This is a genomic window from Bradyrhizobium sp. AUGA SZCCT0283, from assembly GCF_018130385.1.
In the GTDB taxonomy this organism is placed as follows: Bacteria; Pseudomonadota; Alphaproteobacteria; order Rhizobiales; family Xanthobacteraceae; genus Bradyrhizobium.
The window spans coordinates 75,110-100,359 of record NZ_JAFCLU010000015.1 but is presented as its reverse complement, the minus strand read 5'-3'; the positions used below and the strand labels follow the sequence as shown (position 1 = coordinate 100,359).

General features: G+C 63.8%; 30 protein-coding genes. 25 read left to right on the top strand and 5 right to left on the bottom strand.

The genetic code is table 11. The annotated features are described in order from the left end of the window. Window positions 1–26 precede the first annotated feature (26 nt). From rpsN to JQ624_RS21090, 15 genes are all read left to right on the top strand, one after another. A complete protein-coding gene (gene rpsN / locus JQ624_RS21160) occupies window positions 27–332 on the top strand; it encodes a 30S ribosomal protein S14 (RefSeq protein WP_212420843.1) in 306 nt (101 codons plus the stop codon). A gap of 14 nt (window positions 333–346) precedes the next feature. Further along, the gene (gene rpsH / locus JQ624_RS21155; RefSeq protein WP_057834252.1) at window positions 347–745 is read left to right on the top strand and encodes a 30S ribosomal protein S8; all 399 of its coding nucleotides are present in this window, start codon (window positions 347–349) and stop codon (window positions 743–745) included. 15 nt (window positions 746–760) lie between these two features. Further along, window positions 761–1,294: a 50S ribosomal protein L6 gene (gene rplF / locus JQ624_RS21150; protein ID WP_212420842.1), complete on the top strand. Its 534-nt coding sequence runs from the start codon at window positions 761–763 to the stop codon at window positions 1,292–1,294. A gap of 11 nt (window positions 1,295–1,305) precedes the next feature. Then, on the top strand, window positions 1,306–1,665 hold the full coding sequence (gene rplR, locus JQ624_RS21145) for a 50S ribosomal protein L18 (RefSeq protein ID WP_212420841.1): 360 nt from the start codon (window positions 1,306–1,308) through the stop codon (window positions 1,663–1,665). Between the two features lie 61 nt (window positions 1,666–1,726). Continuing rightward, window positions 1,727–2,302: a 30S ribosomal protein S5 gene (gene rpsE / locus JQ624_RS21140; RefSeq protein WP_028349043.1), complete on the top strand. Its 576-nt coding sequence runs from the start codon at window positions 1,727–1,729 to the stop codon at window positions 2,300–2,302. 37 nt (window positions 2,303–2,339) lie between these two features. After that, window positions 2,340–2,534, top strand: coding sequence for a 50S ribosomal protein L30 (gene rpmD, locus JQ624_RS21135; protein ID WP_057849116.1), 195 nt, complete (start codon window positions 2,340–2,342; stop codon window positions 2,532–2,534). A 75-nt stretch (window positions 2,535–2,609) separates the two neighbouring features. Beyond that, a complete protein-coding gene (gene rplO, locus JQ624_RS21130; RefSeq protein WP_212420840.1) occupies window positions 2,610–3,098 on the top strand; it encodes a 50S ribosomal protein L15 in 489 nt (162 codons plus the stop codon). Between the two features lie 146 nt (window positions 3,099–3,244). After that, window positions 3,245–4,576: a preprotein translocase subunit SecY gene (gene secY / locus JQ624_RS21125; protein WP_212420839.1), complete on the top strand. Its 1,332-nt coding sequence runs from the start codon at window positions 3,245–3,247 to the stop codon at window positions 4,574–4,576. A 79-nt stretch (window positions 4,577–4,655) separates the two neighbouring features. Continuing rightward, complete coding sequence (locus JQ624_RS21120; RefSeq protein WP_212420838.1) at window positions 4,656–5,522, top strand: adenylate kinase; 867 nt, start codon at window positions 4,656–4,658, stop codon at window positions 5,520–5,522. A 194-nt stretch (window positions 5,523–5,716) separates the two neighbouring features. Then, entirely contained in the window at window positions 5,717–6,085 is a 369-nt protein-coding gene (gene rpsM, locus JQ624_RS21115; protein ID WP_057849112.1) for a 30S ribosomal protein S13, read from the top strand. 126 nt (window positions 6,086–6,211) lie between these two features. After that, on the top strand, window positions 6,212–6,601 hold the full coding sequence (gene rpsK, locus JQ624_RS21110) for a 30S ribosomal protein S11 (RefSeq protein ID WP_006021048.1): 390 nt from the start codon (window positions 6,212–6,214) through the stop codon (window positions 6,599–6,601). Between the two features lie 119 nt (window positions 6,602–6,720). After that, window positions 6,721–7,761, top strand: a complete 1,041-nt coding sequence (locus JQ624_RS21105) for a DNA-directed RNA polymerase subunit alpha (protein WP_212420837.1) — start codon at window positions 6,721–6,723, stop codon at window positions 7,759–7,761. Window positions 7,762–7,904: 143 nt separating this feature from the next. Further along, the gene (gene rplQ / locus JQ624_RS21100) at window positions 7,905–8,321 is read left to right on the top strand and encodes a 50S ribosomal protein L17 (RefSeq protein ID WP_212420836.1); all 417 of its coding nucleotides are present in this window, start codon (window positions 7,905–7,907) and stop codon (window positions 8,319–8,321) included. Window positions 8,322–8,448: 127 nt separating this feature from the next. Next, a complete protein-coding gene (locus JQ624_RS21095) occupies window positions 8,449–8,745 on the top strand; it encodes a DUF1330 domain-containing protein (RefSeq protein WP_212420835.1) in 297 nt (98 codons plus the stop codon). Between the two features lie 149 nt (window positions 8,746–8,894). Beyond that, the gene (locus JQ624_RS21090) at window positions 8,895–9,239 is read left to right on the top strand and encodes a DUF1236 domain-containing protein (protein WP_212420834.1); all 345 of its coding nucleotides are present in this window, start codon (window positions 8,895–8,897) and stop codon (window positions 9,237–9,239) included. A 67-nt stretch (window positions 9,240–9,306) separates the two neighbouring features. Here the strand turns inward: JQ624_RS21090 and JQ624_RS21085 are convergent, their stop codons facing one another. The 4 genes from JQ624_RS21085 to JQ624_RS21070 all read right to left on the bottom strand — a co-directional run bounded on the left by JQ624_RS21085 (window position 9,307) and on the right by JQ624_RS21070 (window position 13,525). After that, on the bottom strand, window positions 9,307–9,693 hold the full coding sequence (locus JQ624_RS21085) for a hypothetical protein (protein ID WP_212420833.1): 387 nt from the start codon (window positions 9,691–9,693) through the stop codon (window positions 9,307–9,309). Between the two features lie 208 nt (window positions 9,694–9,901). After that, entirely contained in the window at window positions 9,902–11,395 is a 1,494-nt protein-coding gene (locus tag JQ624_RS21080) for an amidase (RefSeq protein WP_212420832.1), read from the bottom strand. 7 nt (window positions 11,396–11,402) lie between these two features. Then, on the bottom strand, window positions 11,403–12,380 hold the full coding sequence (locus JQ624_RS21075) for a tripartite tricarboxylate transporter substrate binding protein (RefSeq protein WP_249129965.1): 978 nt from the start codon (window positions 12,378–12,380) through the stop codon (window positions 11,403–11,405). 131 nt (window positions 12,381–12,511) lie between these two features. Beyond that, window positions 12,512–13,525 carry a zinc-binding alcohol dehydrogenase family protein gene (locus tag JQ624_RS21070; RefSeq protein ID WP_212420831.1) on the bottom strand — a complete coding sequence of 338 codons (1,014 nt, stop codon included), beginning with the start codon at window positions 13,523–13,525 and terminating at the stop codon, window positions 12,512–12,514. Window positions 13,526–13,644: 119 nt separating this feature from the next. Here JQ624_RS21070 and JQ624_RS21065 point away from each other — a divergent pair, with 119 nt between their 5' ends. From JQ624_RS21065 to JQ624_RS21050, 4 genes are all read left to right on the top strand, one after another. Continuing rightward, entirely contained in the window at window positions 13,645–14,022 is a 378-nt protein-coding gene (locus JQ624_RS21065; RefSeq protein ID WP_212420830.1) for a helix-turn-helix domain-containing protein, read from the top strand. 81 nt (window positions 14,023–14,103) lie between these two features. After that, complete coding sequence (locus JQ624_RS21060) at window positions 14,104–15,498, top strand: DegQ family serine endoprotease (protein WP_212420829.1); 1,395 nt, start codon at window positions 14,104–14,106, stop codon at window positions 15,496–15,498. Further along, window positions 15,495–16,832: a replication-associated recombination protein A gene (locus JQ624_RS21055; protein ID WP_212420828.1), complete on the top strand. Its 1,338-nt coding sequence runs from the start codon at window positions 15,495–15,497 to the stop codon at window positions 16,830–16,832. The genes JQ624_RS21060 and JQ624_RS21055 overlap by 4 nt, the downstream gene beginning before the upstream one ends. A 50-nt stretch (window positions 16,833–16,882) precedes the next feature. Further along, on the top strand, window positions 16,883–17,545 hold the full coding sequence (locus JQ624_RS21050; protein ID WP_249129964.1) for a tetratricopeptide repeat protein: 663 nt from the start codon (window positions 16,883–16,885) through the stop codon (window positions 17,543–17,545). Window positions 17,546–17,630: 85 nt separating this feature from the next. On the opposite strand, the gene JQ624_RS21045 is transcribed toward JQ624_RS21050, so the two are convergent. Then, the gene (locus tag JQ624_RS21045; RefSeq protein WP_212420826.1) at window positions 17,631–18,665 is read right to left on the bottom strand and encodes a methyltransferase; all 1,035 of its coding nucleotides are present in this window, start codon (window positions 18,663–18,665) and stop codon (window positions 17,631–17,633) included. Between the two features lie 162 nt (window positions 18,666–18,827). Here JQ624_RS21045 and JQ624_RS21040 point away from each other — a divergent pair, with 162 nt between their 5' ends. The 6 genes from JQ624_RS21040 (at window position 18,828) to JQ624_RS21015 (ending at window position 25,222) form a co-directional block, all read left to right on the top strand. Continuing rightward, complete coding sequence (locus JQ624_RS21040) at window positions 18,828–20,024, top strand: RluA family pseudouridine synthase (RefSeq protein ID WP_212420825.1); 1,197 nt, start codon at window positions 18,828–18,830, stop codon at window positions 20,022–20,024. Window positions 20,025–20,120: 96 nt separating this feature from the next. Next, window positions 20,121–21,347: an amidohydrolase family protein gene (locus JQ624_RS21035; protein ID WP_212420824.1), complete on the top strand. Its 1,227-nt coding sequence runs from the start codon at window positions 20,121–20,123 to the stop codon at window positions 21,345–21,347. Window positions 21,348–21,614: 267 nt separating this feature from the next. Continuing rightward, on the top strand, window positions 21,615–22,388 hold the full coding sequence (locus JQ624_RS21030; protein ID WP_212420823.1) for an ATP12 family chaperone protein: 774 nt from the start codon (window positions 21,615–21,617) through the stop codon (window positions 22,386–22,388). Window positions 22,389–22,458: 70 nt separating this feature from the next. Then, the gene (locus JQ624_RS21025; RefSeq protein ID WP_212420822.1) at window positions 22,459–24,060 is read left to right on the top strand and encodes a flagellar hook-length control protein FliK; all 1,602 of its coding nucleotides are present in this window, start codon (window positions 22,459–22,461) and stop codon (window positions 24,058–24,060) included. After that, on the top strand, window positions 24,057–24,323 hold the full coding sequence (locus JQ624_RS21020) for an EscU/YscU/HrcU family type III secretion system export apparatus switch protein (RefSeq protein ID WP_212420821.1): 267 nt from the start codon (window positions 24,057–24,059) through the stop codon (window positions 24,321–24,323). Before JQ624_RS21025 ends, JQ624_RS21020 begins: the two co-directional genes overlap by 4 nt. Window positions 24,324–24,403: 80 nt before the next feature. Continuing rightward, window positions 24,404–25,222: a class D beta-lactamase gene (locus JQ624_RS21015; protein ID WP_212420820.1), complete on the top strand. Its 819-nt coding sequence runs from the start codon at window positions 24,404–24,406 to the stop codon at window positions 25,220–25,222. The last annotated feature ends 28 nt before the right edge of the window (window positions 25,223–25,250 follow it).

The window sequence follows — 25,250 nt, the reverse complement described above, 5'->3', positions numbered from 1 at the left end:
CAAACGCGGAAACCCAGGAGCCAAGCATGGCAAAGAAGAGTTCGATCGAGAAGAACAACCGGCGCAAGCGGATGACGAAGAACGCCGCCCCGCAGCGTGCGAAGCTGAAGGCGATCATCGCCGACAAGAGCAGGCCGATGGAAGAGCGGTTCGCGGCGACGCTGAAGCTCGCCCAGATGCCGCGCAATTCGTCGGCGACGCGGATCCGCAACCGCTGCGAACTGACCGGCCGTCCGCGCTCGATCTACCGCAAGAACAAGCTTTCCCGCATCGCGCTGCGTGAACTCGGCTCCAAGGGCCTGGTTCCCGGGCTCGTGAAGTCGAGCTGGTAAGGAGGGTCGTCAAGATGTCAACGCACGATCCGATCTCCGATCTCATCACCCGCATCCGCAACGCGCAGATGCGTTCGAAGTCCAAGGTCTCGACCCCGGGCTCGAAGATGCGCGCCAGCGTGCTCGAAGTGCTGAAGTCCGAGGGCTACATCCGCGGCTACGCCAGCGTCGAACATGCTTCGGGCCGCAGCGAGCTCGAGATCGAGCTGAAATATTTCGACGGCGAGCCCGTCATTCGCGAGATCGAGCGGGTCTCCAAGCCGGGCCGTCGGGTTTACGCCTCGGTGAAGAACCTGCCGCGCGTGAATAACGGTCTCGGCATTTCGGTATTGTCGACGCCGAAGGGAATCATGGCTGACCACGCCGCGCGCGACGCGAATGTGGGCGGCGAAATTCTCTTCACGGTGTTCTGAGGAAGGATTGAAGCCATGTCACGTGTTGGCAAACGGCCCGTTCCGATCCCGTCCGGTGTGACGGCGAGCGTCGAAGGGCAGACCGTCAAAATGAAGGGGCCGAAGGGCCAGCTTCAGTTCGTCGTGCATGACGACGTTGAAGTGAAGTTCGAGAACGGCGCGGTCAAGGTCGCGCCCCGGATCGAAACCAACCGGGCGCAGGCGATGTATGGCACTGCGCGCGCGCAGGTCGCCAATCTGGTCGAGGGCGTCACCAAGGGTTTCGAGAAGAAGCTCGAGATCACCGGCGTCGGTTACCGTGCTGCGCTGCAGGGCAAGAACCTGCAGCTCGCGCTCGGCTACAGCCACGACGTCGTCTACGCGATCCCGGAAGGCATCACCATCGTGGTGCCGAAGCCGACCGAGATCACGATCACGGGCACCGATTCCCAGCGCGTCGGCCAGGTCGCCGCGGAAATCCGCGCCTACCGCCCGCCGGAGCCCTACAAGGGCAAGGGCGTGAAGTACGCCAACGAATTCATCTTCCGCAAGGAAGGCAAGAAGAAGTAACGGAGCCGGTCATGTCACTCAAGGTCACGAATGCCCGGCGCAAGCAGCGCGTGCGCAACTCGCTGCGCCGGTCCGCCAATGGACGTCCGCGTCTGTCGGTGTTCCGTTCGTCGAAGCACATCTACGCCCAGGTCATCGACGACCTGAAGGGCGAAACGCTGGCTTCCGCCTCGTCGCTGGAAAAGACCATGCGCGAGAGCGGCAATACGGGCGCCAACATCGATGCGGCCAAGGCCGTCGGCAAGCTGCTGGCGGAGCGCGCCGTGAAGAACGGCGTCAAGGAAGTGGTGTTCGATCGCGGCGGCTATCTCTACCACGGGCGCGTCAAGGCGCTCGCGGATGCGGCCCGCGAGAGCGGCCTCAGCTTCTAACGAACCGTTTTGGATAATTACGAGGACAGGGGCTTTACTCCCCTAAAGATTGGAAAACACCATGGCAGGTGAACGCGAACGCGGCGGACGCGAACGGAGCAGGGATCGCGAGGAGCGCGACAGCGAGTTCGTCGACAAGCTCGTCCACATCAATCGCGTGGCGAAGGTCGTCAAGGGCGGCAAGCGCTTCGGCTTTGCGGCGCTGGTCGTGATCGGCGACCAGAAGGGCCGGGTCGGTTTCGGCCACGGCAAGGCGCGCGAAGTTCCCGAAGCGATCCGCAAGGCGACCGAGTCGGCCAAACGCAATTTGACCCGCGTCGCGCTGCGCGAAGGCCGCACGCTGCATCACGACATCGCCGGCCGCCACGGCGCCGGCCGCGTCTACCTGCGCGCCGCTCCGGCCGGTACCGGCATCATCGCCGGCGGCCCGATGCGCGCGGTGTTCGAAACGCTCGGCATCCAGGACGTGGTGGCGAAGTCGATCGGCTCGTCGAATCCCTACAACATGGTTCGCGCGACGTTTGACGCGCTGAAGCATCAGGATTCGCCGCGTTCGGTGGCCGCGCGCCGCAACATCAAGGTGTCCACGCTGCAGTCGCGCCGCGTCGGCGGCGATGCCGAAGTGGTGGCCGAATAACCGGCGCGATTCTCAAGCGCTCTTTGGAGTTAAGACGATGGCCAAGGCCGCAAAGACGATCAAGGTCGAGCAGACCGGCAGCGCAATCCGCCGCCATCACTCGCAGCGTGCGACGCTGATCGGCCTCAAGCTCAACAAGATCGGTCGTGTCACCGAGTTGCAGGACACGCCTGCGATTCGCGGCATGATCGCCAAGGTTCAACATCTCGTCCGCGTCGTCGGCGAGAAGTAAGATCGGAGCGTGATCCCGAAAAGCGGGTACCGGTTTTCGGTCAAGATCATGCGCCAAGGATAAAGGAAACCAACGATGAAGCTCAGCGATATCGCCGACAACGCCGGCTCGCGCAAGAAGCGCATGCGCGTCGGCCGTGGCATCGGTTCGGGCAAGGGCAAGACTTCGGGCCGCGGCGGCAAGGGCCAGACCGCGCGTTCGGGCGTGCGCATCAAGGGCTTCGAGGGCGGCCAGATGCCGTTGCATCGCCGCCTGCCGAAGCGCGGCTTCAACAACATCTTCCGGCTCGACTTCGCCGAGATCAATCTCGACCGGCTGCAGGAGGCGATCGACGCCAAGCTGGTCGACGCCAAGGAAACCGTCACCGTCGAATCGCTGGTGAAGGCGGGCGTGATCCGTCGCGCCAAGGACGGCCTGCGGCTGCTCGGCCGCGGCGAACTCAAGGCCAAGCTCGCGATCGAGGTGCATGGCGCCTCCAAATCCGCGATTGCTGCGGTCGAGAAGGCCGGCGGCACGGTGAAGATTCTGGCCCCGGCCAAGAAGGAAGAAGGCGAGGCGGCGTAACATCTGCGTCATCGCCCGCTCATTGGCGGGCGATCCGCACGATAGACCAATGGACTTATCGAAGCCGAGCACCAAATAATGTCCGGCGTCTGCCGAGGGCCCCGACCGGGGCATCGGCTTGGGGGGCGGCGGGAGAAAGCCTGAACATGGTCTCAGCAGCAGAACAACTTGCGGCAAACCTCAATTTCGGCGCCTTGGCGAAAGCCGACGAACTGAAGAAGCGCATCTGGTTCACGCTGGGTGCGCTGCTCGTTTATCGGCTTGGCACCTATATCCCGCTGCCCGGCATCGACCCCGCGATCTGGGAGCAGGTGTTCAAGTCGCAAGCCGGCGGCATCCTCGGCATGTTCAACATGTTCGCCGGCGGCGGCATCCACCGCATGGCGATCTTCGCGCTGAACATCATGCCGTACATTTCGGCGTCGATCATCATCCAGCTCCTGACCACGGTTTCGCCGCAGCTCGAGGCGCTGAAGAAGGAAGGCGAGGCCGGCCGCAAGACGCTGAACCAGTATACCCGCTATCTGACGGTGATCCTGGCCGCGTTCCAGTCCTACGGCATCGCCGTCGGCCTGCAGGGCGCCGGCAACGTCGTCACCGAGCCCGGCGTCTTCTTCCTGCTCTCGACAACGATCACGCTGACCGGCGGCACCATGTTCCTGATGTGGCTCGGCGAGCAGATCACCTCGCGCGGCATCGGCAACGGCATTTCGCTGATCATTCTGGCCGGCATCGTCGCCGAGCTGCCGTCGGCGCTCGCCAACATGCTGGAACTGGGACGCCAGGGCGCGCTGTCGACCGGCCTGATCCTGGTTGTGATCGTGATGGCGGTCGCCGTGATCGCCTTCATCGTGTTCATGGAGCGCGCGCAGCGCCGGCTGCTGATCCAGTATCCGAAGCGCCAGGTCGGCAACAAGATGTTCGAGGGCCAGTCCTCGCATCTGCCGCTCAAGCTCAACACTTCGGGCGTGATCCCGCCGATCTTCGCCTCGTCGCTGCTGCTGCTGCCGGCCACCGTTGCGAACTTCAACGCCGGCAAGGGTCCGGAATGGTTCCAGTGGCTCAACACCCAGCTCAGCCACGGCCGTCCGCTGTTCCTGTTCCTTTATCTGGCGTTGATCGTGTTCTTCGCCTTCTTCTACACCGCGATCGTGTTCAACCCGACCGAGACCGCCGACAATCTGAAGAAGCATGGCGGCTTCATCCCCGGCATCCGCCCGGGCGAGCGCACCGCCGAATATATCGATTACGTGCTGTCGCGCATTACCGTGCTCGGCGCGGTCTATCTGGCGATCGTCTGTCTGATTCCCGAAATCCTGATTTCCTACGCTTCGGTGCCGTTCTACTTCGGCGGAACCTCGCTTCTGATCGTCGTCAGCGTGACCATGGATACGGTGGCGCAGGTGCAGGGCTATTTGCTGGCCCATCAGTATGAGGGGCTGATCAGGAAATCCAAGCTGAGGGGCCGCCGCCGCTGATCTCGCGGAAACGCTGCGGTCTGAATTTCAATAAGAGGGTGCGCGGCGTTTCGCTCACCAAGCCGGGGGGCGAATAGTCATGAGATTGATCCTTTTGGGTCCGCCGGGCGCGGGCAAGGGGACCCAGGCGCAGCGGCTGGTTCAGAAGTACGGCATCGTCCAGCTCTCGACCGGCGAGATGCTGCGCGCGGCGGTCGCAGCCGAAACGCCGGTCGGCCTGCAGGCCAAGGACATCATGGCCAGCGGTGCGCTGGTGCCGGATGAGATCGTGATCGGGATCATCTCCGACCGTCTCGACCAGCCCGACATGAAGAACGGTTTCATCCTCGACGGCTTTCCCCGCACGGTGCCGCAGGCGGCAGCGCTCGACGAGCTCCTGAAGAAGAAGCACATCAGGCTCGACGCCGTGATCGAACTGCGCGTCAACGAGAGCGCGCTTCTGGACCGGGTCGAGACGCGCGTCGCCGAGATGCGGGCGCGCGGCGAGGAAGTGCGAATCGATGACACTCCGGAAGTGCTGTCGAAGCGGCTGGCGAGCTACCGCTCGATGACCGAGCCGCTGATCCACTATTATTCCGAGCGTCGGAAGCTGGCGACGGTCGACGGGATGATGACCATCGAGCAGGTCACCCGGGAGATCTACCGGATCCTGTCCGCCGTCGGCGCAGTGGAACCCAGAGCTGCGGTGCCGGCCCGGAAGGCCAGGGGAGCCGCCAGGAAGACCGCCCGGCCGGTGGGCAAAAAGGTTGCCAAAACCGGCAAGAAGGCCGTCAAAACGGCGCCCAAGGCCGCCAAACCGGCTTCCAAGGGGGCTAAGAAGGTGGGCAAGAAGGCAGGCCGGAAGGCCGGGTCACCGGCCAAGGGGCGGGGAACCGGGAAGGCCAAAAAGGCTGCGAAAAAGACCGTCCGCAAGGCTGCCAAAAAAGGTCACGAAAAAGCGAGCTAAGCGGTAGAGACGGTTGACGAAACCGAGTTGAATCCTTTAATAAGCCCCGCATCCAAGTCGGATAGTTTTATGACGATGCCGGGCCCCGAAGCAGATGAGGGGAAGGGCGTCGTGTTCGCGTTTGCGGACACCTGCCCGAGATAGCAAGAACTTAAAGGCCGCTCCATGAGGGATCGGCGACAGGAGAGAAGTCCGTGGCCCGTATTGCCGGCGTGAATATCCCGACCAACAAGCGCGTCCTGATCGCGCTCCAGTACATTCATGGCATCGGCCAGAAGAACGCGGCCGAGATCATCGAGAAGGTCAAGATCCCCCTGGATCGTCGCGTCAGCCAGCTGAGCGACCAGGAAGTCCTGCAGATCCGTGAAGTGATCGACCGCGACTATCTCGTTGAAGGTGATCTTCGCCGTGAGACCGGTATCAACATCAAGCGTCTGATGGACCTCGGCTGCTATCGCGGCCTGCGTCATCGCCGCGGCCTGCCGGTGCGCGGCCAGCGCACCCACACCAACGCGCGCACGCGCAAGGGCCCGGCCAAGTCGATCGCCGGCAAGAAGAAGTAATTTTGCGAATAGCGAACAGGGAGTGGCGAATAGGATCTATTCGCTGTTCACCGTTCGCCACTCGCCTTTTTAGGTGTAGCCGCTGGCAGTACGGCGGCGTTTGAGATCACAGGAAGGTTTTAGGTAATGGGCAAGGAAGCCACCCGCGTACGCCGCCGCGAACGCAAGAACATCGCCTCGGGCATCGCGCACGTCAATTCGTCGTTCAACAACACGACCATCACCATCACCGATGCGCAGGGCAACACCATTGCCTGGTCGTCGGCCGGCACGATGGGCTTCAAGGGCTCGCGCAAGTCGACCCCCTATGCCGCGCAGGTCGCGGCCGAAGACGTTTCCAAGAAGGCGCAGGAACACGGCATGCGCACGCTGGAAGTGGAGGTTGCGGGCCCCGGTTCGGGCCGTGAATCGGCGCTTCGAGCGCTGCAGGCGGCGGGCTTCACCGTGACGTCGATCCGCGACGTGACGACGATCCCGCACAATGGTTGCCGTCCGCGCAAGCGCCGGCGCGTCTGATATCTGGTCGCGGGCGGCTCGCACCGCCTTAGCGATTGGTTTTGGAATTTTGACTGCCGCGGACAGATCCGCGGATCTCCAACGCCGGTGATTTGAAGGCAAATCGACCGGCCGGTCTATTGACCCGAAGGGGTGACAAAGTGACGATCCAGAAAAATTGGCAAGAACTCATTCGACCGAACAAGCTGCAGGTAACGCCGGGCACCGATGCGACCCGGTTTGCCACCGTCGTCGCCGAACCGCTCGAGCGCGGCTTCGGCCAGACGCTCGGTAACGCGCTGCGCCGCATCCTGCTGTCGTCGCTGCAGGGCGCCGCCGTGCAGTCGGTGCACATCGACGGCGTGCTGCACGAGTTCTCCTCGATCGCGGGCGTTCGCGAGGACGTCACCGACATCGTGCTCAACATCAAGGACATCTCGATCAAGATGCAGGGCGAAGGCCCCAAGCGCATGGTCGTGAAGAAGTCCGGCCCGGGCGTCGTCACCGCCGGCGACATCCAGACCGTCGGCGACGTCGTGGTGCTCAATCCCGACCTGCAGATCTGCACGCTGGACGAGGGCGCGGAAATCCGCATGGAGTTCACGGTCGCCGCCGGCAAGGGCTACGTCGCCGCCGAGCGCAACCGGCCCGAGGACGCGCCGATCGGCCTGATCCCGGTCGACAGCCTGTTCTCGCCCGTGCGCAAGGTCTCCTACAAGGTCGAGAACACCCGCGAGGGCCAGATCCTCGATTACGACAAGCTGACCATGACGATCGAGACCAACGGCGCGATCTCGCCGGAAGACGCGGTGGCCTACGCCGCCCGCATCCTGCAGGATCAGCTCAACGTGTTCGTGAACTTCGAAGAGCCGCGCAAGGAAGTGGCGCAGGAGATCATCCCCGATCTCGCCTTCAACCCGGCGTTCCTCAAGAAGGTCGACGAGCTCGAACTGTCGGTGCGTTCGGCCAACTGCCTGAAGAACGACAACATCGTCTACATCGGCGACCTCGTGCAGAAGTCGGAAGCGGAAATGCTCCGTACCCCGAACTTCGGCCGCAAGTCGCTGAACGAGATCAAGGAAGTGCTGGCCCAGATGGGTCTGCATCTCGGCATGGAAGTGCCGGGCTGGCCGCCGGAGAACATCGACGAGCTCGCCAAGCGCTTCGAGGATCACTACTGAGCGAATAGGGATTGGCGAATAGCGAATAGGGAAGAACCTACTCGCTACTCACCATTCGCTACTCGCTACCCAGGGCGAACGCAGGCAGCCCACCTGAGCAACAAGTCCGACGAACCGTCGCGACGAATAGAAGGAATAGTTCAATGCGTCACGGCAAGGTTCATCGTAAGCTCAACCGCACCGCCGAGCATCGCAAAGCCATGTTCGCCAACATGTGCGCGGCGCTGATCAAGCACGAGCAGATCGTCACCACGCTCCCGAAGGCCAAGGAGCTGCGTCCGATCGTCGAGAAGCTGGTCACCCTCGGCAAGAAGGGTGGCCTCGCCATGCGCCGCCAGGCGATCTCGGAAATGCGGGACAAGGATCAGGTCAAGAAGCTGTTCGACACGCTGGCGCCCCGCTACAAGGACCGCCAGGGCGGCTACACCCGCATCATCAAGGCCGGCTTCCGCTACGGCGACAACGCGCCGATGGCGGTGATCGAGTTCGTCGACCGCGACGTCGATGCCAAGGGCCTGGATTCCGGCCCGGTGCAGGAAAAGTCCGCCGAAGCGGCGTAAGTTTTCCGGATCGAAAATTTCACAGCGGCGCCCTTGGGCGCCGCTTTTTTTTGGCGGATGCCGGCGATTGCGCGCCGGCTGGTCGCGCACGATATCTCGCTTCGATGATGTCGTGGTGAGGTGTCCGATGCCGGCCTATGTCATTTCCGAAGTCGAGATGCGCGAGGCGGCGGGCTTCGAGGCCTATCGCACCATCGCCGCGAAAACGATCGCGCAATATGGCGGCCGCTATCTGGTGCGCGGCGGCGCTGCAAACTTGATCGAAGGCGTGCCGCCGCCGAAAACCATCATCGTCGTCGAATTTCCCACCATGGAACGTTTGCGCGAATGGTACGCCTCGCCGGAATACGCGGAGGCGCTGAAACTGCGGCGGACTGCACTGGATCGGCGGCTGATCTTCGTTGAGGGCGTGGCGCCGGTTTGAGCTTGCATCGGAGTCCCGCGCTGAAAGCGTCGCGTCAGGCGATATCGTTGCGCCTTCAACGCGCTGCGGTGCTGAATTCTTCTCGGAACAAGAGCGCGAAAAATCTGTTTTTCCTGCAGCCGCGCTGATGCGGTTTGAGGAGGAACCAGATGAAGAAGCTATTCATGATTGCGGCGGCAGCGTCGCTGGTTGCGACGATGGCTAACGCTCAGACCACTACCGTCGAGACGACGACCGGAGCCGCCGGCGCGACAGTCCGGATCGAGCCGGAATATCGCACCCGGATCAAGAGCTACGTCACCGAGCACAAGATCCGTCCGGTGGAAACACAGGAAAGGATTGTAGTTGGCGCCAAGGTGCCGACCGATGTCGAACTCGAGGCGGTGCCTTCGGATTGGGGCCCGTCAGTAACGAAGTATCGATATGTCTATTCGAACAATCGCGTGATGCTGGTCGATCCCGCCACCCGCACCGTGGTGCATGAAATCGACTGAACCATCGGCTGATGCGTTGTTCATCAAAAAAGGGCCGCCCTGTTGGCGGCCCTTTCGACTCGATGCATCACCAATGATGCCAGTGGCGGCGATGGTAGAACCGCGGACCATAGAACCGCGGACCACCATAGTAGGCGTATGCCGGGCGTATGACGCGGCGATAGCGAACCACGGGATAGTAAGGCTCGTCGTAATATCCGCCATAGTAGGCTGGCGCATAGCCGCCGTAATATCCGCCATAATAGCCGGGGTAGCCGCCATAATATCCGTAACCCGGACCATAGGCGTAGGCGCTTGACGCGATGCCGCCGATTATCGCTCCCGCCAAAAGTCCGCCGGCCAGGCCTGGCCCCCATCCCCCGTGCCCCCACCGTGCCTCTGCAGGTGCCGGTGCCGCGATCGTGGCGAGGCCGAGGGTCGCTGCGGCGGCCAAGGCCAAAGGTGCTTTCCTCATGGAACGTACTCCTTTCCCTAAAGACACTCGCTAAACACATTCGAGTGAAGTTCGTTGCGTAAGCGCCGGTTCCGAGCGGCATTTGCGGTTGATTTAATTTTGATGAACGTGCGTTCAAGAGGCGGCTTCGGAGCAGTTGCCAGCACAAGGCAATGAATTTGCTGTTGGTTCCGCCTGGAACCAGCAATAACCGCGGACGAATATCGCCTCAGTCGAAATCCAGAAAACCTGGCCGGGAGGACATCGGCGGCTGGCGGCGCAGCCAGGCGAGATCGGGGATGGGACGGGCCGTCTCCCGATTGGCGCCAAGCAGGGCCTCGATCTCGCGGGCGACCGAAAGCGTCGCGACATCGCCGCCGCGCGGGCCGATGATCTGGATTCCGAACGGCAATCCGGCGCCGTCGCGGCCGGCCGGTATCGCCACCGCCGGATGCCCGACATTGGTCACGGCATAGGCCAGCGCCAGCCAGTGGAAATAACTCTGGGTTGGCTTGCCGTCGATCGTGGCCGGGTAGAGCTCCGACCACGGCCGCGGGCTGATCGTGACCGTCGGCGCAATGACAAAATCATGCTCGCCGAAGAATTGTTGCCAGCTCCGGTAGAGCGCGGTCTGCAGCGAAAGCGCGCGCGCCACGTCGAGGGCGGAATACCCGAGTCCCTCGGCGACATTGTCGCGAATGTTGGGGCCCACCTTGTCCGGATACTTCTCCGCAAGCTCGCGGTGGCGGCCCAGAAATGCGACGGCGCGCAAGATCCGGAACACCTCGTCGGCGTGGCTGCAATCCGGATGGGTCCATTCGAGGCTGCGGAAGGCCGATCCAAATGTCGCGAGTTTCTTCCTGAACGTCTCGGCGATGGCGCGCTCGGTCGGCGCAAATCCAAAATCGGATGTCGCTGCGATCCGCAAGCTGGCGAGATCGGTCCGTGGCGGATTGCGGTAGGACTCGCGCACGGGCGCTCCGCCGGCGTGAAGGATGGCCGACAGCGGATCGCGCGCGTCGCGATCCAGCATGCAGGAAAGCATCAGGCACGCGTCCGATACATTTCTCGCCATTGGTCCAAGCTGCGAGATCTGCAGCCAGGCCATGTTGCGGCTGTTGCTGGCGATCAGCCCGGGCGAGGGGCGGAATCCGACGACACCGCAAAACGCGGCGGGGTTCCTGACCGAGCCTCCGGTGTCCGAACCGGTCGCCAGCGGCACCATGCCGGTGGCAAGTGCTACCGCCGATCCGCCGGATGAACCGGCGGCGGAGCGTTCGGGATCGAACGGGTTGCCGGTGGCGCCATGAAGCGCGTTGCGGGTGTTGCCGCCCGCGCCCCATTCGGGGACGTTGGTCTTGCCGACGACGATCGCGCCGGCGCGCTTGAGCATCGCAACGATCGCCTCGTCCTCGGCCGCAATGTTGTCCTTGAACAGCACGCTGCCAAAACTCGTCGGCAGCCCCTTGGCGTCGATCAGGTCCTTGACCCCGAGCGGAAGCCCGTGCAGCGGCCCGAGCGCATCGCCGCGCATCACGGCAGCTTCGCTCTCCTGCGCCGTCGCGCGCGCGGACTCGAACGAGCGCGCAATGACCGCATTGACGACGGGATCGATCGCCTCGATGCGGTAGATGCAACTTTCCAGAAGTTCGACCGGCGAAAGCTTGCGCTCGCCGATCAGCGCCCGGGCTGTTACCGCGGGCAGATCGCACGGCTCGGTCATGTCGGGATCACTCTTCCTTGATCCCGCCCTTGCGGGCCAGTTCCTTCATCTCGGCGGTTTCCCTGGCGATGAAGCCCGGCCAGTCCGGATAGCGCTTGAAGGCGGCTTCGTACCCGACCTTCTTAAAGCGTTCGATCACCGAAGGGCTTGCGATCGCCTCTTCCAGCACCGAGGCCAGCCGGTCGCGAATGGCCGGAGGGACTCCCTTGGGCACGACCACGGTACCCCAGGAGACAAGGTCGATATTGGGATAGCCGAGTTCGGCGAGCGTCGGCACGTCGGGAAGGAACGGCGAACGCTTGGCGGAGAACACCGCCAGCGGGCGAACCGTGCCGGCTTCGAGCAGCGGCCTGATCGCGATCACGGTGTCGACGTGGTAGTCGATATGCTTGCCTATCAGGTCGTTCATCGCCGGCGCGCTGCCCTTGTAGGGCAGGTGAACCATCTTGATGCCGGCGCTCGATTTGAACAGCTCGCCGGCAAAATGCGAAATGGTCGCGACACCAAAGGACGCCAGCGACAGCTTGTCGGGATTGGCCTTGGCCGCCGCGACCAGCGCAGCAACGTCCTTGATCGGATTGTCGCGATGGGTGACCAGCACCATGGTCAGGGTGCCGGTCTGGCCGATCGGCTCGAAATCCCTGGCGCTGTCGTACGGTACGTTCTCCTTCACCGCATTCTGCAGGGTGAAGGTCGAATTCGAGCTGGAGAACAGGGTGTAGCCGTCGGGCGCCGCGTTGGCGGCTTCCTTCGCTGCGATCGTCGTACCGCCGCCGGGGCGGTTGAGCACGATCACGGGCTTGCCCAGACGCGCCTCGAGCTCGCCGGCAACGATGCGTCCGACGACATCGGAGGCCCCGCCGGCTGGAAAGGGCACGATCAACTGCAGCGGTTTTTCGGGGTAGCCACCTTGCGCCGTTGCGATCGAAGCACAGCCCACCACACAGGCCGACGCTATCGCGGCCGCCAAAACCATCCGTATCATGTCGAAACAGGTCTCCTGTCTTCCGTGTTCCCCGGCAATTCGCGCCGGGGTTTTCGGCGACAGCCGTCCCGGATCGATGGAGCAGCGTCCCTTGAATCGACCTCCCGATCAACCCTGTTGTTGGGCCTCCGCTACCACCCCTCCAGCACGATCTTGCCGCGCGATTTGCCGCTTTCCAAAAGTGCATGGGCGCGTTTCAGATTGGCGGCGTTGATGGTGCCAAAGGTCTGGTCGAGGGTGGTGCGCAGGACGCCCTTGTCGATCAGGTCTGCCACGTCGTTGAGCAGGTGATGCTGGGCGATCATGTCAGCCGTCTGGAACGACGAGCGCGTGAACATCGATTCCCAGTGGATCGAGACCGCCTTGCCCTTGAAGGCACTGACGGTAAATTCCGGGGGATCATCGATCAGGCCGAACTTGCCTTGCGGCGCGATGAAATCGGCGATCGCCTTGTAATGCTGGTCGGTGAAGGTGAGGCTCGCGACCAGCGCCACCGGCGGCACTTTCAGCTTCTCGATCTGCTCCTTCATCGGTTGGGAATGGTCGATCACGGCATGTGCCCCGAGGTCGAGGCACCATTTTTGCGACTCCGGCCGCGTGGCGGTGGCGACCACCGTCAGGCCGGTCAGGCGGCGCGCGAGCTGGATGAGGATCGAGCCGACACCGCCGGCGCCGCCGGTGATCAGCAGGGTACGCGGATCGACGCTCTTGCCCGGCACGGCGCCGAGCCGATCGAACAGCAATTCCCAGGCGGTGATCGAGGTCAGCGGCAGCGCTGCGGCCTGCGCGAACGACAGCGATTTCGGCTTCTTGCCGACGATCCGCTCGTCGACCAGATGAAATTCCGCATTCGTGCCCTGGCGCAGGATCGAGCCGGCGTAAAACACCTCGTCGCCCGCCTTGAACAGGGTCACGTCGGGACCGATGGCATCGACGATTCCGACCGCGTCATAGCCCAGGATTTTGGTTTCGCCCTCGGGCGGGGCGGCGCGCTTGCGGACCTTGTAGTCGACCGGGTTGGCCGAGATCGCGTTGACGGCGACTCTGATGTCGCGGCCCTTCGGTTCCGGCTTGGCGGTTTCGAAATCGATCAGGGCATTCGCGTCCTCGATGGGGAGCGATTTTCGGTATCCGACGGCCTTCATGTCCGTGTCTCCTCCTTGTTTGAACGGTTGGCTGCCTAACTGTCGCGCTGGCATCCACTTGGCAAGTACTGTAAATTTAGGGAACTAGTCCCTGTTTGGATACTATTGGGAAAACACCTATGAAACGGCGGAATTTTGCCCAGCGGCCCGGCTGCGCGGTCGAAGCGACGCTCGACCTGATCGATGGCAAGTGGAAGGGCGTTATCCTGTTCCACCTGCAGGCCGGCACCCAACGGTTCGGCGAGTTGCGGCGGCGGATGCCCGGGATTACCCAGCGCATGCTGACCAAGCAGCTTCGGGCGCTCGAGGACGACAAGCTCGTGATCCGCAAGGTCTATGCCGAGGTGCCGCCGCGGGTCGAATACACGCTGTCGGACATTGGCGAGAGCCTGCGGCCCGTGATCGAGACGTTGCGGGCGTGGGGCGAGGGCCATCAGGAACGGCTATCCTGTGGGCCTGCGCCCGACGTCGTCAAAACGCCCGATCGCGCGGCCTGACTGGCCGGTATTGTGTCCACGTTATCTTCTCTCGTTGCCGCTGCGCGACTATATGTGTGGCGCCAAATTCCAGGATTTCGCATGAATTTGATCCGCTCCTTCGCCCTGCTGCTGGTTGCGGCAGTCGTTGCAACGCCTGCGCTGGCGCAGGACCGGCGCGTGCCGTCGTCGGGCGCCGAACTGCGGCTGTCCTACGCGCCGATCGTGCAGCGCGCGCAGCCGGCGGTGGTGAACGTCTATGCTGCCAAGACCGTGCAGAACCGCAATCCGCTCTTGGACGACCCGATCTTCCGCCGTTTCTTCGGCGTGCCCGGCCAGCAGCCCGAGCAGATGCAGCGCTCGCTGGGCTCCGGCGTCATGGTGGATCCGTCAGGGCTGGTCGTGACCAATAACCACGTCATCGAGGGCGCCGATCAGGTCAAGATCTCGCTCTCCGACAAGCGCGAGTTCGAGGCCGAGATCGTGCTCAAGGACAGCCGCACCGATCTGGCCGTGCTGCGCGTAAAGGACGGCAGGGAGAAGTTCGCGACGCTCGACTTCGCCAATTCCGATGAACTGCTGGTCGGCGACGTCGTGCTCGCGATCGGCAACCCCTTCGGCGTCGGCCAGACCGTGACCCACGGCATCGTCTCGGCGCTGGCGCGGACGCAAGTCGGCATCACCGATTACCAATTCTTCATCCAGACCGACGCCGCGATCAATCCCGGCAATTCCGGCGGCGCACTGGTCGACATGACCGGCAAGCTCGCCGGCATCAACACCGCGATCTTCTCGCGCTCCGGCGGCTCGCAGGGCATCGGCTTTGCGATCCCGGCCAACATGGTGCGCGTGGTCGTGGCGTCCGCCAAGAGCGGCGGCAAGGCGGTCAAGCGGCCGTGGCTTGGCGCCAAGCTCCAGGCGGTTACGCCCGAGATCGCGGAGACGCTGGGACTGAAACTGCCGAACGGCGCATTGATTGCCAATGTCGCGCCGAACAGTCCGGCGGCGCGGGCCGGTCTGAAACCGTCTGACCTGATCGTCGCGGTCGAAGGGCAGACGATCGACGATCCCAACGCGTTCGACTACCGCTTCGCCACCCGGCCGCTTGGCGGCGCCGCGCAGATCGACGTGCAGCGCAGCGGCAAGACCGTCAAGCTGACGGTGCCGCTGGAGACCGCGCCCGATACCAACCGCGATGAAATCGTACTCACCGCGCGCTCGCCGTTCCAGGGCGCCAAGGTCGCCAATATTTCGCCGGCGATTGCCGACGAGCTGCACCTGGATTCCCAGACCGAGGGCGTTGTGGTGATCGACCTCGCCGACGGCGGCACCGCGGCCAGCGTCGGCTTCCAGAAGGGCGATATCATCCTGGCGGTCAATAACCAGAAGATCGCCAAGACCAGCGATCTCGACAAGGCCTCGAAAGCGGGGTCCAGGCTCTGGCGCATCGTCGTCGTGCGCGGCGGCCAGCAGATCAACGTGACGCTGGGCGGATGAGCCCGAAGCAACCTCGCGAGGCGACCAATCTCTTTGCTGCGGCAGGGATGGAGCAGGACGCGCCGCATCCGCTGCCCGACCGGCTGCGCCCGCGCACGCTCGCCGATGTCGTCGGCCAGGATCATATCCTGGGTCCCGACGGCGCGCTGACGCGCATGCTGGAGACGCGCACGCTGGGCTCGCTGGTGTTCTGGGGGCCGCCCGGCACCGGCAAGACCACCGTGGCGCGGCTGCTGGCGGATGCCACCGAACTGCATTTCGAGCAGATTTCGGCGGTGTTTTCCGGCGTTGCCGACCTGAAAAAAGTGTTCGACGCCGCGCGCGCCCGGCGCGAGATGGGCAAGGGCACGCTGCTGTTCGTCGACGAGGTGCATCGTTTCAACCGCGCGCAGCAGGATTCGTTTCTGCCCGTGATGGAAGACGGCACCGTGGTGCTGGTCGGCGCCACCACCGAAAACCCGTCGTTCGAACTCAACGCCGCGTTGCTGTCGCGGGCGCGGGTGCTGGTGTTTCATTCGCTCGATGCCGCCGCGATCGAAAAACTGTTTGCGCATGCCGAGAAGGTCGAGGGCCGAAAACTGCCGCTCGATGCGGAAGCGCGCGCCGTGCTGGCGCGGATGGCCGACGGCGACGGCCGCGCCGCGTTGACGCTGGCTGAAGAGGTCTGGCGCGCCGCGCGCAAGGACGAAATCTTCAATGCCGCGCAATTGCAGGAAATCCTGCAGCGCCGCGCGCCGATCTACGACAAATCCGCCGACGGCCATTACAATTTGATCTCGGCGCTGCATAAATCGGTGCGCGGCTCCGATCCGGATGCGGCGCTGTATTATCTCGCGCGCATGCTGGATGCCGGCGAGGATCCGCTGTTCCTGGCGCGGCGGGTGGTGCGCATGGCGGTCGAGGACATCGGCCTTGCCGATCCGCAGGCGCTGGTGATCTGCAACGCCGCCAAGGATGCCTTCGATTTTCTTGGGTCTCCCGAGGGCGAGCTTGCGATCGCGCAGGCCGTGATCTATCTCGCCACCGCGCCGAAATCGAACGCCGCCTACAAGGCCTTTGGCGCGGCAATGCGCACGGCGAAAGAGCGCGGTTCGCTGCTGCCGCCCAAGCATATTTTGAATTCGCCGACCAAGCTGATGAAGTCGGAAGGTTATGGTTCGGGTTACGAATACGACCACGACGCGCCGGACGCCTTCTCCGGGCAGGACTACTTTCCGGAAGCGCTGGGGCGGCAAACCTTCTACGATCCGCCGGACCGCGGCTTTGAGCGCGAAATCCGCAGGCGGCTGGATTACTGGGCGAAGTTGCGAAGGGAACGAGGTCAGCGCGAATGAGAAGTTTCGGGATCTATCTCAGACCGACTATTCGAGCCATCGCATGTGTGATGGTGCTGGTGTCGCCGCTTTCCGCAGTCGCGGAGACGGTCGAGGTAGCGCCGAGCGTGCAGGTGACGAAGCGAAGCTACACGGCGCCAGTCAACGAGCAGCCGTTCTTCGGATTTGCGGTCAAGAGTCCGGAGCAGAAGGCCGAGGATGAGAAGTTTGTCAGCGCCATCATCGGCGCCACCGGTTCTCGCGAAAAAGCCTTCGAGGAAACAACCAAGCGCGCCTGGATAGCGATACAAGCCGGCAAGGTACGGGAAGCCGCGCTCCGGTTTAATCAGGCGTTTCTCATTTCACCCGAACAGAGCACCGTCTACCACGGCTTCGCGGTGATTGCTCAAGCTCGCTTCAATGATTTCGACGCCGCCGATGAACTGTTCAAGATTGCGCTTAAGCAACCTAATCCGGTGAAGGCGCTCAAGGCCGACTACGGCCGCATGCTCTTGATTGCGAAGCGGCCGCGCGATGCGCAGGAGGTGCTGGACCAGGCGGTCAAGGAGTCCCCGGACTTCAGTGATGCCTGGACCAATCTCGCCTGGGCCAGATTCCAGAACGGAGACCCGGTCGCGGCCTGCGCCGCAGCGGAGGAGGCCGCCAAAAAACGTCCGTCGAACAATTCCGTCAGCGACCTGACCGCGGTGAGAAGCGTCGCGCAGTGCAAGTAGCTTCAGCTATTTTTTCAGGCGCGTCTGGCCGGTGTTCGGACCATTTCCCGGACGCGTGGTCCGAAATAGCGCCGCCGTCCATGCTCTAGGCCACCACGGCTTCAACGATGCTCGCTGCTGAGGCGGTTGACACCGCGCGCGTCAGACGGAAGCCACCCTTGGTCAGAAGGGACGCGTATTCGGCTTCGGTACGCTCCTGGCCGCCCAATTGTACGAGCATCGTGATATCAAGCATCTTCCCGGGGTGCGGCGTGTCGCCGGGTGGCAGCACCATCTCGACGAGCAGCAGACGACCGGCCGGGTTCATCGCGTTGCGGACATGGCCGAGGATCGTCTGGCACCGATCCTCATCCCAGTCATGGATGATGTGCGAAAGGATGTACGCATCCGCTCCGGTGGGGACATTCTGGAAGAAATCCCCGGGCTCGATCGTCACCCGATCGCTTACGCCTTTGGCTTTGAGTAAAGCCGGTGCGTCCTTCACGACATGCGGCCGGTCGAACAATATGCCGTGCGGTCCCGCGTGACGGGCAAGGACGGTGGCCAGCATGTTGCCGGTCGCCCCGCCGACGTCGACAATGGTCTTGAAGACTGAAAAATCGTAAGCAGCCGCGACGGCTGGAGGTTCCTGATTATGGAGACCGACCATCATCTCGCTGAACAGCGATGCTTCCTCGGGATGTTGTGCGAGGTAGTCGAAGACGGGTACGCCTTGCGCTTTCTCAAAGCCGGGTTTGCCCGTCTCAACGGAGTAGCCCAAATGATCCCAGCCACTCTGGGCCGCAGGGCTGCCTGAATAGATCACGGTTGATCTTGCCGAGCCCGGTGCGCCGGTCTTCAGCGCCTCACCCAGATCGGTCAGGGCAAAACGCTGTTCCGTTCGCTCGGTTAGAACGCCCAGGCTCGCCAGCGTACGCATCAGCCGGTGCAAGGAAGGAGCATGCACCTGCATGGGCCCGGCAAGCTCCGCAGCGCTCTTCGGTCCGGATGCGAGTTGATCGGCCAGCCCAAGCTTCGCCGCGACGTAAACGATTCTCGACACGATGAAGGCCCGGCCCATCTGGATCAATTGCAGATGCGGCGGAAGGCCTCGCGGTGCTGCCGGCTCGTTGTCTGGCATGACGAATTCTCCGATGGGATTGCGGAATTGGCTAAACTGCCCCGCCTTTCTTGCTCGTTCGGCCCAACATGGCCGATCCCCGGGCGGATTTGTACTGATTTCACCGTGACGATTCGCGGCATTTGCGCTACCCAACGGCTTAACTCCGGAGCCGCAACCACCATGAGCCGTCGCGTCAAAAAACCTCTCCGCCCGGCGGGCGATCGCCCCAAGGGCGCGCGGCCCTATCGAGGTTCGCCCGCCGAGCGGCCGCAGTCGTTTCGTCCGGGCGGCAAGCCACCGGCGCGTTCTGCTGCGCCCCGCGCGGCGAAGCCGGCGCCGTTCGTTCCCGAGCCCGAGAAGATCGTCGCCGAGCCGCCGCCGCTCCCGACCAAGGTTCAGACCGTCGTCGTCACCGCCGACGAGAACAACATGCGTGTCGATCGCTTCCTCGAGGCGCGCTTTCCCGGCCTGTCGTTCTCCCACATCCAGCGCATCGTCCGGAAGGGCGAGTTGCGCGTCAACGGCAAGCGCGCCGACAGCAAGGACCGGCTGGAGGAAGGCCAGAGCGTTCGTATTCCGCCGCTCAAGCTCGATACGCCGAAGGTCGCGGGAAAGCTCTCGGAAGCCGCGACCAAGACGCTGCAGGCCATCAAGGACATGATCCTCTATGAGGACGCCGATGTCATGGTGTTGAACAAGCCCGCGGGCCTTGCCGTGCAGGGCGGCTCCGGCATCACGCGAAATGTCGACGACATGCTGGAAGTGATGCGCGACGCCAAGGGGCAGAAGCCGCGGCTGGTGCACCGGCTGGACCGGGAAACGTCGGGCTGTCTCTTGATCGCAAAAACCCGCTTTGCCGCCACCGCCCTGACCGGCTCGTTCCGCCATCGCTCGGCGCGAAAAATCTACTGGGCGCTGGTGGCCGGTGTGCCGAAGCCGAAGCAGGGCCGCATCTCAACCTACCTTGCCAAGGAGGAAAGCGAGGACGACAGCATCATGCGGGTGGCAAAACACGGCGACGAGGGCGCGAGCCACGCGGTGACTTATTATGCCGTGGTCGAAACCTCGGCGCAGAAGCTCGCCTGGGTATCGCTGAAGCCGGTCACCGGACGAACCCATCAATTGCGCGCCCATATGGCGCATATCGACCACGCCATCGTCGGCGATCCCAAATATTTCAACAAGGAGAACTGGGAGCTGCCAGGCGGCCTGCAAAACCGGCTGCATCTGCTGGCGCGGCGGATCGTGATCCCGCATCCGCGCGGCGGCGTGATCGATGTCAGCGCGCCGCTGCCGCCGCACATGCTGCAATCCTGGAATCTGCTCGGGCTTGAACACGACCGGTTCGATCCGATCGAGAACGCGCCGGAGGAATAACGGCCGATCTGGTGGCGCCGGTTGCGCAACAACTGTCAAACCGGAAGCACAGGCCTTGCGTATGGTTCGGCCGTGTCATCCAGTTGAGGACTCCACATGATTGGCAATCTGCTTCGCGCCGCGCTTTTCCATGGCCTGCTTGCGGCGGCCGCCGGCATCGGTGCAGCGGCCAACGCGCAGACCCTCGCCCTCGTGGGCGGCAAGGTCTACGTGTCGCCTGACGCCACGCCGCTCGACGATGCGGTCGTCGTCACGGCCAACGGCGTCATTGCCACGATCGGCAGCCGCAGCGGCGTGCAGATTCCGTCCGATGCGCGGGTCATTGACTGCACCGGAAAGACCGTCGTTGCCGGCTTCTGGAACAGCCACGTCCACTTCACGCAAGAGGTATGGAGCAATGCCGGCTCGGCACCCGCCGCACCGATGGCCGAGCACATGCAGGCGATGTTGACACGGTGGGGTTTCACCACCGTATGGGACCTTGGCTCCGACGCGCGCAATACCATGCCGTTGCGCCGGCGCGTCGATTCCGGCGAGGTGCCGGGCCCGGCTATCCATTTGGCCGGCAGCATCTTCCCCAGGGACGGCCATCCCGCCTATCTCCCCGCCGAGATGAAACTGCCCGAGGCCGCCACGACGGACGACGCCGCGCAACTGGCGCGTACCTATATGGGCTTTGGTCTCGACGGCATGAAGCTGTTCACCGGCTCCTTCAAGGGCTCCGGCAAGCCGGTCGTGAACATGGATCCAGCCATCGCCAAGGCGGCCGTCGATGTGGCGCATGCCGCGGGCAAGCCGGTGTTCGCCCATCCGCAAAACATGGCGGGCGTGGAGGCCGTGATCGCGGCCGGCGTCGACATCATGGCTCACACGGTCGCCGGTGAACCGGTCTATTCGCCCGAGCAGCTCGCGCGGTTCGAGCAGCAGGGCATTGCCCTGGTTCCGACGCTGTCGCTGTTTGCAAAGCTTCCGGTCGCACCCGATATCGCTGCGCGCCTCGTTGCTACGACCGTCAACCAGGTCAAGGCGTTCTCCGACAATGGCGGTCCGGTCCTGTTCGGCACCGATGTCGGCTTCACCACCTATTACGACACCACGCTCGAATACGAGCTGATGCACCGCGCGCTGTCGGAACGCCAGATCCTGGCGTCGCTGACGACCAACCCCGCGCAATATTTCAAGGCCGCGACGAAGGGCCGGGTCGAGAAGGGGTTTGACGCCGATATCGTGGTGCTCGACGGTGATCCCACGGCTGCCGTCACCAACCTCGCCAAGGTCGCCTACACGATCCGCGCCGGCAAGGTGGTCTACCAGAAGCCGTGAGCTAGAGTTCGTAGGATGGGTGGAGCGAAGCGATACCCATCATCGCATTCATGACCGCGATGGGTTTCGCTTCGCTCTACCCATCCTACATCCTTGCCTCTCTCCGTCAGTTCGAGGCGAGCGGAACCGGCATGCGCGGGCGAAATGGCCAGGCCGGCCAGCAGAACCAGCATCGCAGCCTGTTGGCCTAACGTCCTCATCGGCTTTATTTGCACCCATCGATATCGTACTGTCGGAATTGGATAATCACCGACTGTCGGAAACCCTATGCGTGAACTCTTCGATGAAGTCGCCGGACATTCGCCGCTCGATCCGGAGGAGGCGGTGCGACGCGCTACGCGCACTCCCCAGCGCAAGCGGTTCTACAAGGAGGCCGGCATCGCGCCAGCCGATGGCGGGTTTGCAGTCACGCTCGACGGCAAACCGATCCGGACGCCTTCCCGCCGCCAGGTCGTCGCGCCGGCCAGCGCCATTGCGGAAGCGATCGCCGAGGAATGGAATGCGCAAGGTGAGACCATCGATCCCCTGACCATGCCGTTGACGCGCTTTGCCAACAGCGTCGCCGAGGTCACCGACCGCGTCGATGCGGTGGCCGAGGATGTCGCAAAATACCTCGGCTCGGATCTGCTGTTCTATCGCGCTGGCCATCCCGAGGCGCTGGTCGCCCGCGAAGCCGCGCATTGGGATCCGGTGCTGTCCTGGGCCGCGAACGAACTCGGCGCCCATTTCATCCTGTCCGAGGGCATCGTGCACGTCGCGCAGCCGGAGCAGGCGATCAAGGCCGCCCGTGGCGTGTTTCCGGCCGATCCATGGTCGGTGGCGGCGCTGCATGTGGTGACGACGCTGACAGGCTCGGCGTTGCTGGCGCTAGCGCTGTTCCGCGGCGCGATGGACTCCGATGATGTGTGGGCGGCCGCCCATGTCGACGATGACTGGAACGTCGAGAAATGGGGCGTCGACGAGGAGGTCGCGGCCCGCCGCGCGGCCAGGTTCATCGATTTTCGCGCCGCAGTGACCATTCTGGACGCCCTGAAGGCCTGAGCCTCCGCCGTCGGGTTAACGAGAGGTTTACGCCGCCGGGTTAGCCTCTAGCCTGGCCGAGACCTCAGACATGGCGATCTCAATCAATCCCGTTCTCCCGGTGCTATCAGCCCAAGAGGCTGGCGGCATTGCGCCCGAGCTCGTGCTGCAGCCGGGGAGCGTGGTCAACGCGCAGGTCCTGAAAGTGCTGTCCGCCGATCTGGTGCGGATTGCGATCGCCAGCCTCTCGATCGACGTGGCCACGGAAATTCCGTTGCAGCAGGGCCAGAACCTGCAGCTTGCGGTCATGCAGACCAAAGATGGCATCCGCCTCGCCATGGTCGGGCAGGGCGGCGATGCCGCCGGGTCAGCAGCCGACGCCGTTACTTTGTCGCCCGATGCACTGGCCGATGCGGCAGCCAGTCGGCCGGCCATCGTGTCACCGAAGAACGTGCTGACGCCGCTGGAGCGCACAGCCGTCTCCGCGGCCGCGCAAGCCGCGGTCACCGAGCAGGACAGCCTGGCGCCGCTGTTTGCCAATCTTGGTGCTGCGGTTTCCGCCAGCAACCTGCCGCCGAAATTGCAGGCGGCGATCGCGCAGGTGCTGGCGCAACAGACCAGCCTCGATCAAAACCTCGGCGGCGGCGACATCAAGACGGCGTTCCAGAAGTCCGGAATCTTCCTCGAGGCGTCGCTCGCGGCAGGCTCAGTCCCCCCGAGCGGCGTTCCCGATCTCAAGGCCGCGTTGATCGTGCTTCGCCAGACGCTGCAATCGGCGCTCGGCGTCAATTCAACGGTTGCGACCCCGGCGGCCCCGGCCGGGGCACAGCAAGCTGCGCCGCCACAGGCCACCGCCCCGAACCTTGCGCCGTCTTCGTCTCCCAATCTCGATGTCCAGGAAATCCTGCTGCCGCAGGCACGGCTGCCGACCGCCGACAACCTCGCACCGGCCGGCCAGGCCGTTCGCAGTCCGCTTGCGGCTGCGCTCGACGCCGGACCTTCGGCCGGTGCGACCTTGAACCTGCTGCAGGAAGCGCTGCAGGAGCTTGGCAACCCGTTGCGCGCAGCCGCCACGCCGAAAGACGTTCGCGGCGCGGACGTGACCTTCCACACCAACACGCCGCCGCCGCCGATCCGCGGCGCGCTGCCGGCCGCCCAGCCCATCGCACAGCCCACCATCGCGCCGCATGCGCCGCTCGAGGCGACCGCGCATCACCTGCTCGACGACACCGATGCCGCCATTGCGCGGCAGACCCTGCTGCAAGTGGCATCCTTGCCGGACCGTATCGACACTTCGGCGCCGAAGGCCGACATGACGGTGCCGCGCTGGAATTTCGAAATTCCCTTTGCGACGCCGCAGGGCACGGCGATGGCGCAATTCGAGATTTCCCGCGATGGCGCCGAGCAGGAAGTCGAGGCCGCCAAGCGGGTGTGGCGGGCGCGATTTTCGCTCGACGTCGAGCCGGCCGGTCCGGTTCACGCGCTGGTATCGCTCACCGGCGAGAAGACCTCGGTGCGGATCTGGGCGGAACGGCCGGCGACGGCAGAGCAATTGCGCGCCGGCGCGTCGCAACTGAGCCAGGCGCTCAGCCGGGCCGAGCTTCAGCCCGGCGATATCGTGATCCGCGACGGCTCACCGACACAGGCCGAGCCTGCCGCCCGTGCCGGCCATTTTCTGGACCGTGCGCTATGAGCGTCGATACCAGGAGCAAGCTTGCGGTCGCGCTGCACTATGACAAGACCGGCGCGCCGCGGGTCGTCGCCAAGGGCAAGGGCGTCATCGGCGCCAGGATCGTCGAACTCGCCCGGGAACATGACATCCCGATCGAGGAGAACGAGGTGCTGGCGGGCGCCTTGTCCCATGTCGAGATCGGCGACGAAATTCCGCCGGAACTCTACAAGGCGGTCGCCGAAGTGCTGATCTTCGTGCTGCGGCTGTCGGGCCGGATTCGGTAGTCACTCTTCCCCTTGTCATTGTTTTACCACGATGCCATCTGCATCGTCTCGGCATTCCCTCAACCAGTTCGGATACCACCGTGATCAATCGCCGCCATGCGCTCGGTCTTCTCACAGCCGCGAGCATTCTTCCCAACCGCAGTTTCGCCAATGTCTCCTATCAGCGCAGCGAGTTTCGCGACGATCTGGCCAAGCGGTTTTTCGACCTCGGCACGACAGGCACCTTCGTTGGCTACAAGGTGGACGACTACCTCATCATCGCCAGCGACAAGGTGCGCTCGGGCGAGGGCAGGCTGCCGGCCTCGACCTTCAAGATTCCGAATTCGGTCATTGCGCTGGAGACCGGCGTGGTCGAGGACCCCGACAAGGACGTCTTCAAGTGGGACGGGGTGACGCGCAGCATCGAGCCCTGGAACAAGGACCACACGCTGCGCTCGGCGATCGCGGTGTCCGCGGTGCCGGTCTATCAGGAAATCGCCCGGCGCATCGGGCAGGAGCGGATGCAGAAATATGTCGACCTGTTCGACTACGGCAACCGCGACATCGGCGGCGGCATCGACCAGTTCTGGCTGACCGGAAACCTGCGGATCGATCCCATCCAGCAGATCGATTTCCTCGACCGGCTGCGCCGCGGCGTGCTGCCGGTCTCCAAGCGCAGCCAGGAATTGACCCGCGACATCCTCACCGTGACGAAGGTCGGCGACGCCACCATCCGCACCAAGAGCGGCCTTCTGGGCGCGGAAGCGGGCAAGCCGTCACTGGGCTGGATGGTCGGCTGGGCCGAGAAGGGCAGCCAGCAGACGGTGTTCGCCATGAACATGGACTGCAAGGAGCAAAGCCACATCGCCGCACGCATGACGGTGGTGCAGCAGTGCCTCGCCGACATCGTGGCGATTTGATCGACGGATCCGCGCCGGGCTGGCTGGT